16 protein-coding genes are annotated in these 15828 nt (G+C 65.9%); 2 read left to right on the plus strand and 14 right to left on the minus strand.

From position 1 onward, the window contains the following. Positions 1–163: 163 nt before the first annotated feature. The 4 genes from cobF to cbiE are packed head-to-tail and all read right to left on the minus strand — an operon-like array spanning position 164 to position 3262. Complete coding sequence (gene cobF / locus AC07R0_RS04810; protein WP_495104002.1) at positions 164–919, minus strand: precorrin-6A synthase (deacetylating); 756 nt, start codon at positions 917–919, stop codon at positions 164–166. After that, the gene (gene cobM, locus AC07R0_RS04815) at positions 916–1713 is read right to left on the minus strand and encodes a precorrin-4 C(11)-methyltransferase (RefSeq protein ID WP_495104003.1); all 798 of its coding nucleotides are present in this window, start codon (positions 1711–1713) and stop codon (positions 916–918) included. Before cobM ends, cobF begins: the two co-directional genes overlap by 4 nt. Continuing rightward, positions 1710–2099, minus strand: a complete 390-nt coding sequence (locus AC07R0_RS04820; protein ID WP_495098371.1) for a cobalamin biosynthesis protein — start codon at positions 2097–2099, stop codon at positions 1710–1712. The genes cobM and AC07R0_RS04820 overlap by 4 nt, the downstream gene beginning before the upstream one ends. Beyond that, entirely contained in the window at positions 2081–3262 is a 1182-nt protein-coding gene (gene cbiE / locus AC07R0_RS04825; protein WP_495104004.1) for a precorrin-6y C5,15-methyltransferase (decarboxylating) subunit CbiE, read from the minus strand. Before cbiE ends, AC07R0_RS04820 begins: the two co-directional genes overlap by 19 nt. Between cbiE and AC07R0_RS04830 the strand changes: the two genes are divergently transcribed. Beyond that, the gene (locus AC07R0_RS04830; RefSeq protein WP_495104005.1) at positions 3261–4010 is read left to right on the plus strand and encodes a cobalt-precorrin-6A reductase; all 750 of its coding nucleotides are present in this window, start codon (positions 3261–3263) and stop codon (positions 4008–4010) included. The two genes, cbiE and AC07R0_RS04830, sit on opposite strands and share 2 nt — an antisense overlap. Here AC07R0_RS04830 and cobJ read toward each other — a convergent pair. From cobJ to cobG, 4 genes are read right to left on the minus strand one after another with little or no spacing between them, the layout of a single operon-like run. After that, complete coding sequence (cobJ, locus tag AC07R0_RS04835) at positions 3986–4720, minus strand: precorrin-3B C(17)-methyltransferase (protein ID WP_495104006.1); 735 nt, start codon at positions 4718–4720, stop codon at positions 3986–3988. The two genes, AC07R0_RS04830 and cobJ, sit on opposite strands and share 25 nt — an antisense overlap. Continuing rightward, complete coding sequence (locus AC07R0_RS04840; RefSeq protein WP_495076062.1) at positions 4717–5448, minus strand: precorrin-2 C(20)-methyltransferase; 732 nt, start codon at positions 5446–5448, stop codon at positions 4717–4719. Before AC07R0_RS04840 ends, cobJ begins: the two co-directional genes overlap by 4 nt. Further along, on the minus strand, positions 5448–6080 hold the full coding sequence (locus AC07R0_RS04845; protein WP_495104007.1) for a precorrin-8X methylmutase: 633 nt from the start codon (positions 6078–6080) through the stop codon (positions 5448–5450). Before AC07R0_RS04845 ends, AC07R0_RS04840 begins: the two co-directional genes overlap by 1 nt. After that, positions 6064–7260 (minus strand): precorrin-3B synthase, encoded by a 1197-nt coding sequence (gene cobG, locus AC07R0_RS04850; protein ID WP_495104008.1) that lies wholly within the window; start codon positions 7258–7260, stop codon positions 6064–6066. Before cobG ends, AC07R0_RS04845 begins: the two co-directional genes overlap by 17 nt. A 403-nt stretch (positions 7261–7663) precedes the next feature. On the opposite strand from cobG, the gene AC07R0_RS04855 reads away from it, so the two are divergent. Then, positions 7664–8362 (plus strand): DUF2076 family protein, encoded by a 699-nt coding sequence (locus AC07R0_RS04855; RefSeq protein ID WP_495104009.1) that lies wholly within the window; start codon positions 7664–7666, stop codon positions 8360–8362. A gap of 24 nt (positions 8363–8386) precedes the next feature. Here the strand turns inward: AC07R0_RS04855 and AC07R0_RS04860 are convergent, their stop codons facing one another. The 6 genes from AC07R0_RS04860 to AC07R0_RS04885 all read right to left on the minus strand — a co-directional run bounded on the left by AC07R0_RS04860 (position 8387) and on the right by AC07R0_RS04885 (position 15710). Then, positions 8387–8845, minus strand: coding sequence for a CreA family protein (locus AC07R0_RS04860; RefSeq protein WP_495104248.1), 459 nt, complete (start codon positions 8843–8845; stop codon positions 8387–8389). Between the two features lie 8 nt (positions 8846–8853). Continuing rightward, positions 8854–9117 (minus strand): cell division topological specificity factor MinE, encoded by a 264-nt coding sequence (minE, locus tag AC07R0_RS04865; RefSeq protein WP_076197818.1) that lies wholly within the window; start codon positions 9115–9117, stop codon positions 8854–8856. 3 nt (positions 9118–9120) lie between these two features. Continuing rightward, positions 9121–9936 carry a septum site-determining protein MinD gene (minD, locus tag AC07R0_RS04870; protein ID WP_495076058.1) on the minus strand — a complete coding sequence of 272 codons (816 nt, stop codon included), beginning with the start codon at positions 9934–9936 and terminating at the stop codon, positions 9121–9123. Positions 9937–9966: 30 nt separating this feature from the next. Further along, the gene (gene minC / locus AC07R0_RS04875) at positions 9967–10701 is read right to left on the minus strand and encodes a septum site-determining protein MinC (protein ID WP_495098377.1); all 735 of its coding nucleotides are present in this window, start codon (positions 10699–10701) and stop codon (positions 9967–9969) included. A gap of 201 nt (positions 10702–10902) precedes the next feature. Next, positions 10903–13470 (minus strand): cyanophycin synthetase, encoded by a 2568-nt coding sequence (gene cphA / locus AC07R0_RS04880; protein WP_495076056.1) that lies wholly within the window; start codon positions 13468–13470, stop codon positions 10903–10905. Beyond that, complete coding sequence (locus tag AC07R0_RS04885) at positions 13470–15710, minus strand: cyanophycin synthetase (RefSeq protein ID WP_495098378.1); 2241 nt, start codon at positions 15708–15710, stop codon at positions 13470–13472. Before AC07R0_RS04885 ends, cphA begins: the two co-directional genes overlap by 1 nt. Positions 15711–15828: the final 118 nt, after the last annotated feature.

The following is a 15828-nucleotide window of genomic DNA, read 5'->3' on the forward strand; positions in this document are numbered from 1 at the left end:
CTCCTGTATGGCTCTCCACCCGTCGCGCAATTGGCGTGCTTCCGGTTTACAGTTGAATTTGCATGCGCCATGCATGCGGATCGTGGAATTGGGCATTCAGATACCGGCCACTCGTGACTGACTCTTTGCGCTGCTTTGCAGACCAAGTGATGTGTCAGGCCCGCTACCCCCGTCGCATCAAATACGTATCCATGATCCACCCATGCGCCACCCGCGCAGCCTGGCGTTCGACCTGAATCCGCTCGCTCACCTCGGCCAGCTGCCCCGCAATGCAAATCTGCTGAGCCATACCCAGGTAGGCACCCCACCAGATGGTGATGCCCTCGGGCGGCAGGTGTTGAAAAGAGCAGTGGCCGTCCAGCATTACGGCCACGGTGTCGGCGCTTTCGGGCCAGCCGTGGTCGCGCAGTTGGCGGCCTGTGGTGAGTGTGACGGGGGCGTTGATGTCGTTCAGTGCGATGGCGTGCGCGGCGGTTAGGGCTTGCAGCGCGGTGATGCCGGGCACCACAGACACTTTTAATGGCAGCTGCAAAGCCAGGCGTGCGGCGATGCGCAACGTGCTGTCGTAGAGCGAGGGGTCGCCCCACACCAGCAGGGCTATGCGCCCGCCTGCTGGTAGATGGGCGCGCATTTTTTGGAGCCATACGTTGGCAATGGCGTCGTGCCAGCGATTGACGGCGCCGGGGTAGTCGGGGTCATTGACGTCGCGTACCGGCATGTCGAACTGCACCACTTGGGTGGCGGGGTTGGTCACCAGCTCCTGGCACAGCTGTAGGCGCAGCTCGGCCAGGTCGGCTTTGCCTTCGCCTTTGTGGGGCACCAGGATGAGGTCGGCGGCGTTCAACGCTTTCACGCCCTGGCGGGTGACGTGGTCGGGGTTGCCGGTGCCTATGCCGACCAGGCAGAGGTCGATATTCACTCGGTACCTGCTGGAAAGCGTGGCGCGGTGCCCAGCGGGCGGTAGCGGCGGTCGTAGTCGCCTGCGTAGAGGCGGCTGTGGTCGAAGTCTTCTGCTCCCAAGTTCTCGCCCAGGGTATGGCCGACCAGGATCAAGGCCGTGCGCTCCATGCCTTCACCTACTGCCGCTTCGATGGTGGACAGCGTGGCGCGCACCACGCGCTCGTCCGGCCAACTGGCGCGCCAGACCACGGCGACCGGGCAGTCGGCGCCGTAGTGGGACGTCAGTTCGGCCACCACACGGGGCAGTACGTGGATGGACAGGTGGATGGCCAGCACGGCCTGGGTGGCCGCAAAGTTGGCCAGCGACTCGGTGCTGGGCATGGCCGATGCCCGGCCGGAAGTGCGCGTCAGTACCACCGACTGGCTCAGGCCTGGCAAGGTCAATTCAGCTTCCAACGTGGCGGCAGCGGCGGCGAATGAGGGTACACCTGGGGTTACGGTGTAGGGGATGCCCAGCGTGCGCAGGCCGCGCAGCTGCTCGCCCATGGCCGACCAGACCGACAGGTCGCCCGAGTGCAGGCGAGCCACGTCTTGCCCGGCGGCATGGGCAGCGCTGATCTCGGCCAGGATCTGCTCCAGCGACAGCGGGGCGGTGTTGACGATGCGGGCGCCCGGCGGGCAGTGGGCCAGCACGCCTTCGGGCACCAGGGAGCCGGCATACAGGCAGACGGGACTGGCGGCGATCAGGTCGCGGCCGCGCAGGGTCAAGAGGTCGGGGGCGCCGGGGCCGGCGCCGATGAAGTGGACAGTCATAGCCGGGTATTTTCCGCGATGGCTGCGGTGGCCATGCGGTCGGTGGATACACCCCGGGCCGTGACTAGCTGCGCGCCTATGCCGGCTGCGGCCAGTGCTGCCGCTTCGGCCAAGCTGTGGCCGCCGTAGCGGGCGGGGGCATGGGGGCTGGCGTTGGCGGCTTGCTGCTGCAGCGTGGCCAGTGGCACTGCCAGTACGGGTAGCCCCAGTTCCGCAGCCAGCTGCCGCAGGGCGGGGGCATGGGCCTTGTCTTCGGCCGTGGCCAGCGCGCTGATGCCATGGGCACCAGCGGCCTGCAAGGCGCTGCGCAGTGATGCCACTGTGGCCTGGGCGCGAAAGCCCAGGCCAGCGATTTTTACCACCGTATTCAGAGCGTTATGCTCCACTGCACTACCGGGCGGGCGGGTTTCCAGCCACGCATGCTGCCCAGCGGTGCCGACGGGGCCAGTTCGATGCGTAGCAAATCGCCGCCGTGCTGCAAGTGCAGCTGGGTCAACGCGGATTCGGTTTCCAGCGTGACCGCATTCACCACCAACCTACAGCCAGAGGGAGCTAGGGATTGCAAAACCGTGAACAGTGCCAGATTGAAACCACCGCCGACGAAGATCGCCTGCGGTGGCGCCAGACTGGCCAGCGCCTCGGGCGCCAGGCCTTCGACCACGTGCAGAGTGCCGGCCAGGCCATAGCGGTCCACATTGGTTCGGATATTGGCCACGCGCGCGGCATGTTGCTCGACGGCGCTGGCGCGGCCACCCGCCAGACACCATTCCACCGAGACGGAGCCCGAGCCCGCGCCTATGTCCCACAGATGCTCGCCGGGGCGCGGTGCCAGGGCGGCCAGTGTCAACGCGCGCATGGGGGACTTGGTGATCTGGCCGTCGTGGTCAAAGTCTGCATCCGGCAGGCCAGCGCTGCGTGGCAGGCCCAGCGCGCCTGCCACCTCGATGGCAAGCGCCACGGGGGCGGCGACATCCAGCAGATCAAAACCGGCGGCCGTGCTGTGGCGTATGCGTTCACGCGGGCCGCCCAGGGCTTCCAGCACGCAGAGTACCGAGCTGCCAAAACCTTGCTGGTCCAGCCAGGAGCTGAAGTCGCGCACGGCCGTGCCGTCGCGCAGCAGGCACAACAGGCGTGCGCCGCGCTGCAGGCTGGGGCGGATGCTGGCAAATGGGGTGGCGTGCAGGCCGTGGCAAGCCACTTCTTCCAGTCGCCAACCCAGGCGTGCAGCCGCCAGCGAGAACGTGGAGGGCGCGGGGTAGGCAGTCCACTCCGTTGCATCCAGTTGCGCTGCCAGGCTACCGCCGGCACCAAACCAGAACGGGTCGCCCGAGGCCAGCACGGCCACACGTTGGCCGCGCAGTGCCAGCACCGGGGCCACGTCAAAAGGCACGGGCCATGGCTGGCCGCGCGGCCCGGCATCGGCCAGCGCCAGGTGGCGCGGTCCGCCAAAAATGACTTCGGCAGCATCCAGTGCTGCGCGGCTGGCATCACTCAGGCCAGCCAGCCCGTCTTCGCCTAAACCTATGATGGAAAGCCAGGGATCAACCATGCTACGCATCCTCGTATTGGGGGGAACCACAGAAGCCAGCCAGTTGGCCCGCGCCCTGGCTGCGGCCGGTATGGACGCAGTGTTTTCGTACGCCGGCCGCACCGAAGCGCCCGTTGCACAGCCACTGCCTATGCGGGTTGGCGGCTTTGGCGGTGTCGCGGGTTTGCAAACCTGGCTGCAGGCACAGGGTATCAGCCATGTGGTGGATGCCACCCATCCGTTCGCGGCACAGATGAGCGGCAATGCGATTGCGGCCTGTGGCGCTTTGGGTCTTCCGTTGCTGGCCCTGGAGCGCCCGGCCTGGGTGGCTCAGGCTGGTGACCAGTGGCAGCATGTGCCCGATATCGAAGCTGCCGTTGCCGCATTGCCCCAGGCGCCGGCCCGGGTGTTTTTGGCGATTGGCCGGCAAAACCTGGCCGCGTTTGCGGTGCGTCCGCAGCACCATTACCTGTTGCGTCTGGTTGATAACGTGCCGGACCTGCCCTTGCCCCAGGCCGAGGTGGTGCTGGCGCGCGGCCCATTCACGGTGGACGGCGATCGTGCTTTGATACAGGCCCATGGCATCAGCCATGTGGTGGCCAAGAACGCCGGTGGCAGCGGCGCAGAGGCCAAACTGGTTGCTGCGCGAGCGCTGGGCATACCGGTAATCTTGGTAGACCGCCCCTACATTCCTGCCCGCGCCACTGTCGCCACGGTGGCCGAGGTGATGGACTGGATCGCAGCTCATCCTGCGGTTCGTGGCGTGTAGACGAAGCGCCCCACGCGGCGCGTGGCGGCATTGCCGACCAGCACCACGGTGCGCATATCGGCCATCTCGGGCGTGGCCTCGGCCAGTGTGACGGTAAGGATCTGTTCCTGCGGCGTAGACACGGCGCGTGCAAAGGTGATCAGCCTGCCAGGCCCGCAGGTCTCGCGCAGTACGGCCAGGATGCGGCCAAAGGTGTCGGGTCGGCTGGCCGAGCGCGGGTTGTAAAACGCCATCGCAAAGTCTGCCCCGGCGGCGGCGCGCACGCGGGTTTCGATCAGGCTGGCGGGTTTCAGGTTGTCACTGAGGTTGATGGCGCAGAAGTCGTGGCCCAGCGGCGCGCCAGCGCGGGCTGCGGCGGCCAGCATGGCGGTGATGCCGGGCAGCACGCGGATATCCAGCTGCTGCCACGTGGGCATGCCTTCCAGGGCTTCGAATACGGCGGACGCCATGGCAAATACGCCTGGGTCGCCGGACGACACCACCACCACGCGGCGGCCAACGGCCGCCATGGCCAGGGCCGCACGCGCGCGGTCCATCTCCACCCGGTTGTCGGAGGGGTGCAGCGACAAGCCTGCACGCGGCGCGATGCGCGCCACGTAGGGGATGTAGCCGACCACGTCGGTGGCGGCATCAATCGCGGCGGTGACTTCGGGTGTGACCAGATGCGGGTCGCCCGGGCCAAGACCCGCAATGCACAGCCAGCCGCTCATTCCAGTACCTCGGGGCGGCGCCCATGGCCGTGCACCAGCACGATGGCGAAGTAGGGGCAGTCGGTGCCGTCCACTTCGATTAGTGGCACAACCCGCTCGCCCGGCATGGTGCCGCGTTCGACCAGCCAGGCCTGGTCCAGCCGGCCAGCGGCGGCCAGCGCGTTGCGCACGCGTGGCAGGTTGCGGCCGGTCTTCATAATGACCAGCGCGTCGGCGGATTGCATATGGCGCAGCAGCTCGGCCTCGGGCAGCGTGCCCATGAGCACGGTCAAGACGTCGTCACCCCAGGTGATCGGTGTGCCGGTGGCCCACCAGCAGCCCACCATGCCCGGAATGCCGGGTATCACTTCCACCGCGGCGCGGCCCTGTAGCCGGGTGAACAGGTGCATGAACGAGCCGTAAAAGAAGGGGTCACCCTCGCACAGCACCAGCACGTCTTCGGTTTGCGCCAGCACTGCCAGGCGGGCGGCCCAGTCGTCGTAGAAGCCGGCCAGGCAGGCGATGTACTCGGGGCTGTCGAAGGGCAGCTCGGTGGTCACCGGGTATTCCATCGCGTACTCGGTCACCCCTGGTGCCAGCATGCCTTCGACGATGCGCCGTGCTTGGCCGGGGCGGCCTTTCTTGCGGAAGTAGGCGACATGGCCGGCGGCGCGGATCGCGCGGTCGGCACGCACGCTCATCAAATCGGGATCGCCGGGGCCGAGCCCGGCGCAAAGGATGCGGCCCATCAGATTTCTCTCCGGCTGGCCAATGCATTGACTGCGGCGACGGTGATGGCCGAGCCACCCAGGCGGCCCTGCACTACCAGTGACGGCGCCGGCAAGTCGGCCATCAGCGCGGCCTTGGATTCCGCCGCACCGACAAAGCCCACTGGGCAACCGATGATGGCGACTGGACGTGGGCAGGCCGGGTCTTGCAGCATGTTTAGCAGGTGAAATAGCGCGGTGGGCGCATTCCCTATGGCCACCACGGCGCCGGCCAGGTGCGGCCGCCACAGCTCCAGCGCGGCGGCGCTGCGGGTGGTCGACAGGGTCTGGGCCAGCTCGCGCACAGCGGGATCGTTGAGCGTGCAGATGACCTGGTTGTTGGCGGGCAGGCGGGTACGGGTAATGCCCTCGCTGACCATGCGCACATCGCACAGGATGGGGGCACCGGCCTCCAGCGCGCTGCGGGCGGCTTCGGCCATGCCTTCGGAAAAGCGCACATGGGCTTCCAGGCCGACCATGCCGGTAGCGTGGATCATGCGGACGACGGCCAGCTCTTCGATGGGGTTGAAGCGGGCCAGATCGGCCTCGGCCCGGATGATGGCGAAGGACTGGCGGTAAATGGCTACGCCATCGGTTTCAAATGCGTGGCGCATGGAATGTGGGGAACAAGTAAGAAGCAATGGATTCGGTAGACAAGGCCTGTACATCGGGGGAGGCAGATGCCGTGCCGTTACGGATCAGGTCAAAGCCCGTCGGGGTTGCCACCAGTGTCAGCGCGGCGCGCTGGTGGGCGCAGCCTTTGCTGCAGCCGGAGACATGCAACAGGTGGCCGGCGGGCACCTGGGGTGCCAGCGCACGGGCCAGGGGCCGTGTGGCGGCTAGGGCCTGCAGACAGCCCGGTGCGCCGGTGCATGCGACCACGCGCAGTCGCGGATCGTCGGCCTGGGTGATCAGGCCGGCCAGGTCGGGCGCCTGGGTGGCGCCTTCGACCAGGAGCATGTGCCAGGGCGTCATGCGCAGCGGGCCCAGATCGGCTAGGGCGGCGAGTGTGGCTGCGGCGAGCTGGCCGAATTCGGCTCCGGCCAGCCAGCCTGCTGCGACTCCGCCTGGCTGGGGTTGGGTGGCCGCAGCCGGGGTGGCCATTGGCATTTGAAATTGCGCTGGGAGGGCCTGCGGCGCTAGCGCCGCCATCCGGCTGCGCCCCGGTGTTGCGCCGCGCTGGGCCAGAAACCAGCGGGCCAGCTCTATCGCGGCGGGTACGGTTTCGTTCGCCGACACTTCGGCCACGGTCGCATAGCCATCGGCACGCACGGTGTAACCCAAGGCGTTGCGTTCGATGCGGATGTCGGCCGAGGTGCTGCCCAGCACGGCCCGTGGGCCTGTATCTACCGCAAAGCCGAACTTGCCTGGCAAGTCGGGTGCGTCCGGTGCGGCGAGGGCCTGGGCCAGGGTGTTGGCGATCTGCAGGGTGCCGTCGCCCGGCGTCCAGAACGGCGTGACGACGATGTTGCGCAGGGCTTCAGCTTCCGGGCTGGCATCCAGCAGGTCCAGATCCCGCAGCCCCTGGATCAGCCCGGGGTGCGATGCGGGCGCAACGCCACGCAGCTGCAGATTGGCGCGGCTGGTCAGGTCGAGCAGGCCGTTGCCATGGCTGTTGGATAGCGCGGCAATGCCGCCTGCCTGGGTGGGTGTGAGCCGCCCAGCCTGCGGGCGTACACGCACCACCAGCCCGTCGCCCGATAGCATGGGGCGCAGCGCACCGGGGCACCAGCCTTTGATGTGGGGCGTGTTGACGGGGGGCATGGTGGTGGCGACGGTTGCGGCGGTTCGCATCCCAGGGCGGTGGACGTGTTGGAGTTGTTTTCGATGCGGGGCAGGGCCGCCGGGGATGTCGCGCCAGAGCCTCGGCCTTCAAAACGGCATGGCGCGGAGCAGCTTGGAAATCCCTACGGCAATGCCCCAAGTATCGCATTACGGGTGCCGTGTCCGCAGCGCCTTGCACAGGCACCTCGGCAGCCTGGAGCTGTGGACGGCAGTTTTGAAGGAAATAGGGGGCTGGCGCACATGGAATCTGCGCAAGCAGCTATGGAAAATATAGCTGCACATAAAACCTAATTCCGTTTGTATGCAAAATTACCGGATCTTTACGTTTGCTTCACCACCTGGCATGTATAGGTATTGAATTTGTGGATCACAGTGCGTATCTATTAAGTACTACTACCTGGACGAGGTTTTTATGAACTTCCAAGAACGCGAACAACTGACCCAGTTCCTGCAGCAGCTGGCTCTGGCCAAGGGCGGCCCCAAAGACCCCGAAGCCCATGCGCTGATTGAAAGCACGGTGGCCTGCCAGCCGGATGCCACGTACTTGCTGGTCCAGCGCAGCCTGCTACAGGACCAGGCACTGCAAGCGGCCCAGGCGCAGATCGCCAGCTTGCAGGCTGAATTGCAACGCAGCAAGGCACCGGCTTCGGCAAGCGGTAGCTTTCTGGACAGCACGGCATGGGGTCGCAATCCTGCTTCGTCGGCGTATGCGCAGTCGCCTGTGGCGCCGCCTGCATCGGCGCTCCCACCTGCCTATTCGCCCGCACCTGCACCTGTTGCACCTGTGGCGGCTGCGCCTTCACGCTTCCAGGCGCCCAGCTTTTTGACCAGCATGGCGACCACGGCGGCTGGAGTGGCAGCCGGTGCCTTTTTGTTCCAGGGCATTGAGAACCTGATGGGCCACCACAACAATGCGTCGGCATCGACCTTTGGCCTGACTGAGCTGGTGCCCTCCTTCCCATCGCTGGACAGCAATTTCCTGGGCCAGAGCGATAGCAGCCTGGCCAGGGATGCCGGGGCTTTTGCGGTGGATACGCCGTCCAGCATGGACAGCTCGGGTAACGACGAGGTGTTTGATCTCGGCGATATGGGTGGCAACGACTGGGCCTGAGCGGCCCTAGAGTCTGTTCACCATCTATTTGAGCGGAATCACCGTGCCACGCTCTACCGGCACGGCGGTGACGGCATTTTGCGGCGAACCGTCGATCAGCTTGTCTGAATAGGTCAGGTAGATCAGCGCGTTGCGCTGTTTGTCCACGATCCGCACGATGCGCAGCTTCTTGAACAGGATGGACAGGCGTTCGTTGAACACCTCATCCTGCTGGGGCAGTGGTTTGCTGAAGCTGATGGGGCCAACCTGGCGGCAGGCAATGGATGCCTCGGCCTTGTCTTCGGCCAGGCCCAGCGCGCCCTTGATGCCACCGGTCTTGGCACGCGATACATAGCAGGTCACGCCTTGCACCTGCGGGTCGTCATAGGCTTCGACCACGATCTTGTGGTCCGGGCCTATCCACTGGAAGGCCGTGTCTACCGCGCCAATTTGTTCAGCATGTAGGCTGCTTGCGCAGGCGACAGAAATACCTGCGGCAGCCATCCACGCTTTCATCGAAGGGCCTCTGGCAGTTCGATCTTCACTTCCAACACTTCCAGGTTGTCCTGGCGTTCCAGGTGGACCTTGATGTCGTCAGCGTTGATGGACACGTATTTGCTGATCACGGCCACCAGTTCGCGCTGCAGTGCGGGCAGGTAGTCAGGACGGCTGGCGCCGCGGCCGCTGCGCTCGTGCGCCAGAATGATCTGCAGCCGCTCTTTGGCGACCGTGGCGGTCTTTTTCTTTTCCCCCAGCAGGAAAGACAGGAAAGACATGGTTTATTTCCCCCCGAACAGGCGCTTGAAAAACCCGGGTTTCACGGCTTCCACAAAACGCATGGGTTTTTCTTCGCCCAGGAAGCGTGCCACCACGTCCTTATACGCCTCGGACACATCGCTGTCTGCCAGATGGATGGCCGGCAGGCCCTGGTTCGATGCCTGCAGCACGGTTTCCGACTCGGGGATCACGCCCATCAGCGGAATGCGCAGGATGTCCTGGATGTCTTCCAGCGACAGCATGTGGCCGTCTTCCACGCGGGTGGGGTTGTAGCGGGTGATGACCAGGTGTTCCTTGACGGGGGCTTTGCCTTCTATGGCGCGCTTGGTCTTGGACCCCAGCATGCCCAGGATGCGGTCGGAATCGCGCACCGAGGAGACTTCGGGGTTGGTCACCACCAGGGCCTCATCGGCAAAGTGCATGGCCATCAGCGCACCGGTTTCGATGCCGGCAGGTGAGTCGCAGACGATGTACTCGAAGCCCATGTCGCCCAGGTCCTTCAGCACGCGCTCCACGCCGTCCTGCGTGAGGGCATCCTTGTCGCGGGTTTGCGAGGCGGCCAGCACGAACAGGTTGTCGCACTGCTTGTCCTTGATCAGCGCCTGGTTCAGATTCGCTTCGTTGTGGATCACGTTGATCAGGTCGTACACCACGCGGCGTTCGCAACCCATGATCAGGTCCAGGTTGCGCAGACCGACGTCAAAGTCGATCACCGCCGTCTTGTGGCCGCGCAGAGCGAGGCCGGATGCGAAGCTGGCGCTGGTGGTGGTTTTGCCAACGCCACCTTTGCCGGATGTCACCACAATGATCTTGGTCATGGGATGCGGGTCTTTCTGGGTTGAGAGTGTTTAAAGAAGAGGTTCCATCACCAGCTTTTCGCCTACCAGGCGAATCTGGGCCGCCTTGCCCAGCACATCGGCGGGCAGCGGGATTTCGGAGGTACGGTAGGTGCCGGCAATCGACACCAGCTGGGCTTCCAGGCAGGTGCTGAAAATGCGTGCATCGGTATTGCCCTTGGCGCCGGCAATCGCGCGGCCACGCAGCGGGGCGTACACATGCACATTGCCGTCGGCCAGCACTTCGGCGCCAAAGCTCACCACGGCCAGCACCACCAGGTCGCCGCCCCGGGCGTAAACCTGCTGGCCGGATCGCAAAGGCTTGTCGATGATCAGCGTGCCGGGCGCCACAGCGGGGGCAATTGCTTCGGGTGCCACGGGCGCAGGGGCGGGGGCCGGCAGCGGCTGTGCGTGGGTAATGTCGGGTGCTTCCACCAGGCCCACGGCCACGGCTGCGGCGCGTTGTTCCGGGCTGCCACCGTGCACGGCAATGGCATGCATGCGGTAGCTGTGCAGCAGCACGCACAGTTGTTTGAAGTCTATGGGCAGAGCTTCTTCCTCGACCTGCGCCAGGTTGACGACTACCGGGTCCTGGTCAAAGAAGTCGGGCGTGTCGCCATAGCGCGCTTCCAGCTCTTGCCCCAGGATGTTGAGGTTGGCGGTCTTGAGCACCAGCGCCATCAAGGGCAGCGTAGCGCTTTTCAGGTCAAAGCAGGCACGGGAGTGCCCAGCGGGGACAGACGACATGGGAGGGGAGGGGGCGAAAAGGCGCGATTTTACAGTCCAGCCGGGCGGCAGCCGCGCTGGCTACACCCTGTTGCGAATCTGTACCCAGCCCGATCTGCGCGAACGAACGCGGTTGCTATATTTTTGGTAGCTGCTGGCGCAGATGTATTCTGCGCCAGCGCCCCATTTCTTTTATGAAACTGGGGCGCTGCCTGGAATGGCTCAGGCGGCGGCGACGCGCTGGGCCAGGTGGGCCAGGGCTTCTTCCACCTGGTCCACCAGGATCAGGCACAAGTCGCCGGGCTGCAGGCGTTCCAGGGCCTTGTCGATGGCGATGAATTCGCCATAGATTTCGTCCACCTGGCGGGTGCGCTGGGCGTTGGCCAGGCCCTCGCGCAGCAGGGCGACGACTTCGCCGTCGGCGCGGCCACGCTGGCATGCGTCTTCAAACAGGATCACGTCGTCAAAAGCGTCGCCCAGGATGATGGTTTGCTCGCGGATGTCTTCGTCGCGCCGGTCGCCAGCGCCGCTGATGACCACCGAGCGGCGCTTGGCGGGCATGGCGTCCACTGCGGCAACCAGGGCGCGCATGGCGTCCGGGTTGTGGCCGTAGTCGGCAATGATGGTGGCGCCACGGTAGTCCATGACGTTGAAGCGGCCAGGCGCGTTGTCGGCGTCATTGGCAAAGCTGGACAGGCCACGGCGGATGGTGTCCCAGTTCAGGCCCACACCCCAGGCGGCAGCCACGGCGGCCATGGCGTTGTCCACCTGGAAGCCGATGGTGCCGGCACGGGTCAACGGCACATCGCGCAAGGCGATCTGTTCGCGCCAGGAACCCACGGCCGCCACGATGTGGTCGCCATCCACATACACCGTGCGCCGGCCTTGGGCCCGGTGTGTGGCCATCACCGGGTGGTGGCGGTCGGCGGTGAAGAAGATCACGTTGCCGGGGCAGGAGGCGCCCATGGCCGCGACGATGGGGTCGGCGGCGTTCAGCACGGCATAGCCGGTGGCCTGCACGTTTTGCACGATCACGCGCTTGAGCACGGCCAGGTCTTCCACCGTGGTGATGTAGTTCAGGCCCAGGTGGTCACCGGCGCCGATATTGGTCACCACGGCGACCTGGCAGCGGTCGAAACCCAGGCCCTCGCGCAGCAGGCCGCCGCGCGCGGTTTCGAACACGGCCGCATCCACGTCGGGATGCATCAGCACATTGCGCGCGCTTTTCGGGCCCGAGCAGTCGCCGCTGTCGATCTGGCGGCCGTTGACGTACACGCCATCGGTGTTGGTCATGCCGACGCGCATGCCGCTGCTGGTGAACAGATGGGCGATCAGGCGGGCGGTGGTGGTCTTGCCGTTGGTGCCCGTGACGGCGACCACCGGGATGCGGCCGTCTTCGCCCGGCGCATACAGGTTGCTGACCATGGCTTCGCCGACGTTGCGGCCCTTGCCGAATGACGGCGAAATGTGCATGCGCAGGCCAGGGGCGGCGTTCACTTCCACGATACCGCCGTGCTGGTCTTCCAGCGGTTTGAGCATGCTTTCGCAGACCACGTCCACGCCGCAGATGTGCAAGCCAATCATTTGCGCGGCGGCCACGGCCTGGGCCGCGACGGCGGGGTGCACGTCGTCGGTCACATCGGTGGCGGTGCCGCCGGTGCTCAGGTTGGCGTTGTTGCGCAGAATGATGCGCCGACCTTTTTCGGCAATCGATTCTGGCTGCAGGCCTTGCAAGGCCAGGCGGGCGATGGCGATGTCGTCAAAGCGGATCTTGGTCAGCGAGGTGGCATGGCCTTCGCCGCGCTTGGGGTCGGAGTTGACGATGTCCACCAGCTCGCGCACGGTGTGCACGCCGTCGCCCAGCACCTGGGGCGGGTCACGGCGGGCTGCAGCTACCAGTTTGTTGCCCACCACCAGCAGGCGGAAGTCGCTGCCGGGCAGGAATTTTTCCACCATGACTTCGCCAATCTCGGCGGCGGCGGCATAGGCTACTTCCAGGTGCGGGCGGTCCACGATGTTCACGGTGACGCCCTTGCCCTGGTTGCCATCCTGCGGCTTGACCACGACGGGCAGGCCGATTTCCTGGGCGACTTGCCAGGCTTCATCCAAGCTATTGACGGGGCGACCCAGAGGCACGGGTACGCCGGCGGCGTGCAGCAGTTTTTTGGTCAGGTCTTTGTCTTGGGCAATCGCCTCGGAGACAGCGCTGGTGGCGTCGAACTCAGCCGCCTGGATGCGGCGTTGGCGCGAGCCCCAGCCAAATTGCACCATGCTGCCCTTGGTCAGGCGGCGGTAGGGAATGCCGCGGGCTACGGCCGCGTCCACGATGGCGCCGGTGCTGGGGCCGAGGCGTTCATCTTCATCGGTTTCGCGCAGCTGGGCGATGGCGCTGTCCACGTCGAATGTGGTGTTGCTCAGGGCGGCCTGGATCAACGCCTGGGCGAGTTCGAGTGCCTGGCGGCCAACAGCCTCTTCGCTGTATTCCACGATGACCTGGTAGGTGCCCGCTTGCGGTGTAGAGGCCGTGCGGCTGAAGGTCACAGGGCAGCCGGCCTGGGCTTGCAGGGCCAGGGTGGCGGCTTCCAGCACATGGGCCAGGGATACCGAGGCGTGTTCGCGGTTGGGGCGCAGCGGGCCTATGGCGGGGAACAGTGCGCGTACGGTGGCCTCGAAGCCGGGCAACTGGCCGATGGCACGTTCGTTTTCCACGCACGAAACCACGGCTTCGACGGCGGTGTGGCGGCTCCAGAGATTGGGGCCACGCAGGGCCCGAATGCGTGAGACTTCCATCAGTCGGTCTTTCTATCTTCTTGTTCGGTACGGTAGGGCGCTGCTGTGGGCACGGCGGGGAGTACGGTGCGCGCGGTAGGCAGGTCCAGCTCAAATGTTTTCAGGCCGGCGACGATCAGGTCGGGCGAGATGTCCATGGCCCAGGCGGCGGCAATCGCGGCCAGGATGGGTTCCAGCGGCACCTCGCGCTGCCAGACGGCAGACAGGATGTCCAGGCTCACCAATGGTGCTTCGGAGCTGCCGGTGGCCAGCATGATGTAGCCCTTGTTGACCACCACGGCACGGCCTTCGGTGGCGCGGTGGGCTACGGTGGCTTCCAACTGCGGGTCCAGGCCATACAGGATGGAGCTGCCGTCACAGAGTTCGGCCATCTGGGCCACGCGCGCGTTGGCCGCATTCAGCACCGCCACGCCTTCGGGCAAGACGACGTCTACCTGGGTACGCAGCACTTTGTAGAGCTGGTCTTCCTCGGTGATGTCGAATTCAGCCAGCTTGTCTGCACCGCCCATGTCGGTGACGATGCCCACGGCACAGCGGTCGTAGGCCAGGCCGTCGCGCAGGATGCTGGCCGCGCCGTTTTCAATCACCGCGGCTTCCATGGAGCGGTTGATCAGCAGGCGGTGCGATGGTGCCCAGTGGGCGCAGTCGGTGGATTCAATGCGGCGGGTGTCCAGAAACAGGCCGTCGCGGCAAGCCAGGCCCACGCGCAGGCCGCTCAGGTGCAGCAGCCAGGCGACCAGGCGAGAAATGGTGTGTGTGGCCTGGGTGCCGGCTACGCCGACCACCGGGATGCGGCCGGTTTCGTGCTCGGAGAACAGGTGGTCCACGATGGCTCGGCCCACGGGGCGGGGGGCGCCCTCGGCCGGTTTCAGGTGCATCAGCAGGCCGGGGCCGGCATTCACTTCGACGATGGCGCCGCCTTGGGCGCTCAGCGGCTTGGAAATGTCCTCGGCCACCACGTCCACACCAGCAATGTCCAGGCCCACGATACGAGCCGCCAGCGAAACGATGTGGTCCACCTCGGGGTGCATCTGGTCGGTGCAGTCGATCGCCACGTTGCCGTTGCGCTGGATCAGCACCTGGCGGCCAGCGGCGGGTACCGAGTCGGGCGTCAGGCCCTGGCGCTGCAGGTCCAGCAGCACGGCTTCGTCGCCACGGGTGTCGATCAGGCCCAATGGTGCGTCTTCGTGGGTGCCCCGGCGCGGGTCGGTGTTGATATGGGTATCAACCAGCTCCACCACGGTGGAGTGGCCGTTGCCGGTAACCCAGGCCACCGAGCCGCGTGCGGCGGCGACCACGCGGCCACCGACCACCAGCAGGCGGTGCTCGTTGCCGCGCACAAAGCGCTCTACCAGCACTTCGCTACCGTGCTTTTCGGCCACCAGGTAGGCGGCTTCGATGTCGGCCTGGTTGCTCAGGTCCAGGGTGACGCCGCGGCCATGGTTGCCGTCGGATGGCTTCACCACCACGGGCAGTCCGATGTCTTGCGCGGCTTCCCAGGCGGCGGCCGGGCTGTCCACGGCTACTCCCTCGGGCACGGGCACACCGCAGGACTGCAGCAGGGTCTTGGTCAGGTCTTTGTCATGCGCGATGCCTTCGGCGATGGCGCTGGTGAATTCGGTCTCTGCCGTCCAGATACGGCGTTGGCGGGCACCATGGCCGAGTTGCACCAGGTTGCCGTCATTCAGGCGGATGTGCGGAATGCCCCGGTCGGTGGCGGCGGCCACGATGCAGGCGGTGCTGGGGCCCAGGTAGCAGTCATCCACCTCGGCGCGCACGGCGGCCACGGCGGCGGCTACGTCAAACGGAACATCGTTGATGGCCGACATCAGCAGCCGGTGGCCTTGGGCCAGGGCGGTACGGGCAACCTGCTCGTCACGCGCCCGGAACACCATGCGGTAGACGCCGCGCTGGGAGGTGCTGCGGGTTTGGCCAAAGCCGGTGGGCATGCCCGCCAGGTTCAGCAACTCGATCACTGCGTGCTCCAGGATATGGCCGGCCCAGGTGCCTTCCACCAGACGTTGCAGGAAGCCACCGCGTTCGCCAACGCCGCAGTGGTGTTCCACCAGGGCGGGCAGCATGGCGACCAGGCGGTCGGTAAAACCTGGCAGGAGATTGGAGGGGTAGTCTTCGAGTTCCCCCAGGTCTAGCCAGACTTCGAGAGCCGGTCGGTAGGTCCAGATGTTGGGGCCGCGCAGGTAGTTGATGCGCAGAAGTTGGATATCGTCCTTGGGGCTCATGTTCTTCGGGGGGGTTGTGGCCGGGCACCCCGGCTGCGGGTGGCTATTGTGCACTTTGCTATATGGTAGTGAGAAATGAAGGCGCCATCGGCGAGAATCTGAGGCCCCGCTGAGGCGC

The organism is Rhodoferax sp. GW821-FHT07F03, assembly GCF_059418745.1.

What these genes read in the sequence shown, in the direction of transcription:
- AC07R0_RS04860 (WP_495104248.1), bottom strand. Translation starts at nt 8,845, where the DNA reads ATGGCTGCCGCAGGTATTTCTGTCGCCTGCGCAAGCAGCCTACATGCT.
- AC07R0_RS04845 (WP_495104007.1), bottom strand. Translation starts at nt 6,080, where the DNA reads ATGCGCCACGCATTTGAAACCGATGGCGTAGCCATTTACCGCCAGTCC.
- AC07R0_RS04840 (WP_495076062.1), bottom strand. Translation starts at nt 5,448, where the DNA reads ATGGGCCGCATCCTTTGCGCCGGGCTCGGCCCCGGCGATCCCGATTTG.
- minE (WP_076197818.1), bottom strand. Translation starts at nt 9,117, where the DNA reads ATGTCTTTCCTGTCTTTCCTGCTGGGGGAAAAGAAAAAGACCGCCACG.
- minD (WP_495076058.1), bottom strand. Translation starts at nt 9,936, where the DNA reads ATGACCAAGATCATTGTGGTGACATCCGGCAAAGGTGGCGTTGGCAAA.
- cbiE (WP_495104004.1), bottom strand. Translation starts at nt 3,262, where the DNA reads ATGGTTGATCCCTGGCTTTCCATCATAGGTTTAGGCGAAGACGGGCTG.
- AC07R0_RS04830 (WP_495104005.1), top strand. Translation starts at nt 3,261, where the DNA reads ATGCTACGCATCCTCGTATTGGGGGGAACCACAGAAGCCAGCCAGTTG.
- cobJ (WP_495104006.1), bottom strand. Translation starts at nt 4,720, where the DNA reads ATGAGCGGCTGGCTGTGCATTGCGGGTCTTGGCCCGGGCGACCCGCAT.
- AC07R0_RS04855 (WP_495104009.1), top strand. Translation starts at nt 7,664, where the DNA reads ATGAACTTCCAAGAACGCGAACAACTGACCCAGTTCCTGCAGCAGCTG.
- minC (WP_495098377.1), bottom strand. Translation starts at nt 10,701, where the DNA reads ATGTCGTCTGTCCCCGCTGGGCACTCCCGTGCCTGCTTTGACCTGAAA.
- cphA (WP_495076056.1), bottom strand. Translation starts at nt 13,470, where the DNA reads ATGGAAGTCTCACGCATTCGGGCCCTGCGTGGCCCCAATCTCTGGAGC.
- cobM (WP_495104003.1), bottom strand. Translation starts at nt 1,713, where the DNA reads ATGACTGTCCACTTCATCGGCGCCGGCCCCGGCGCCCCCGACCTCTTG.
- AC07R0_RS04885 (WP_495098378.1), bottom strand. Translation starts at nt 15,710, where the DNA reads ATGAGCCCCAAGGACGATATCCAACTTCTGCGCATCAACTACCTGCGC.
- cobG (WP_495104008.1), bottom strand. Translation starts at nt 7,260, where the DNA reads ATGCGAACCGCCGCAACCGTCGCCACCACCATGCCCCCCGTCAACACG.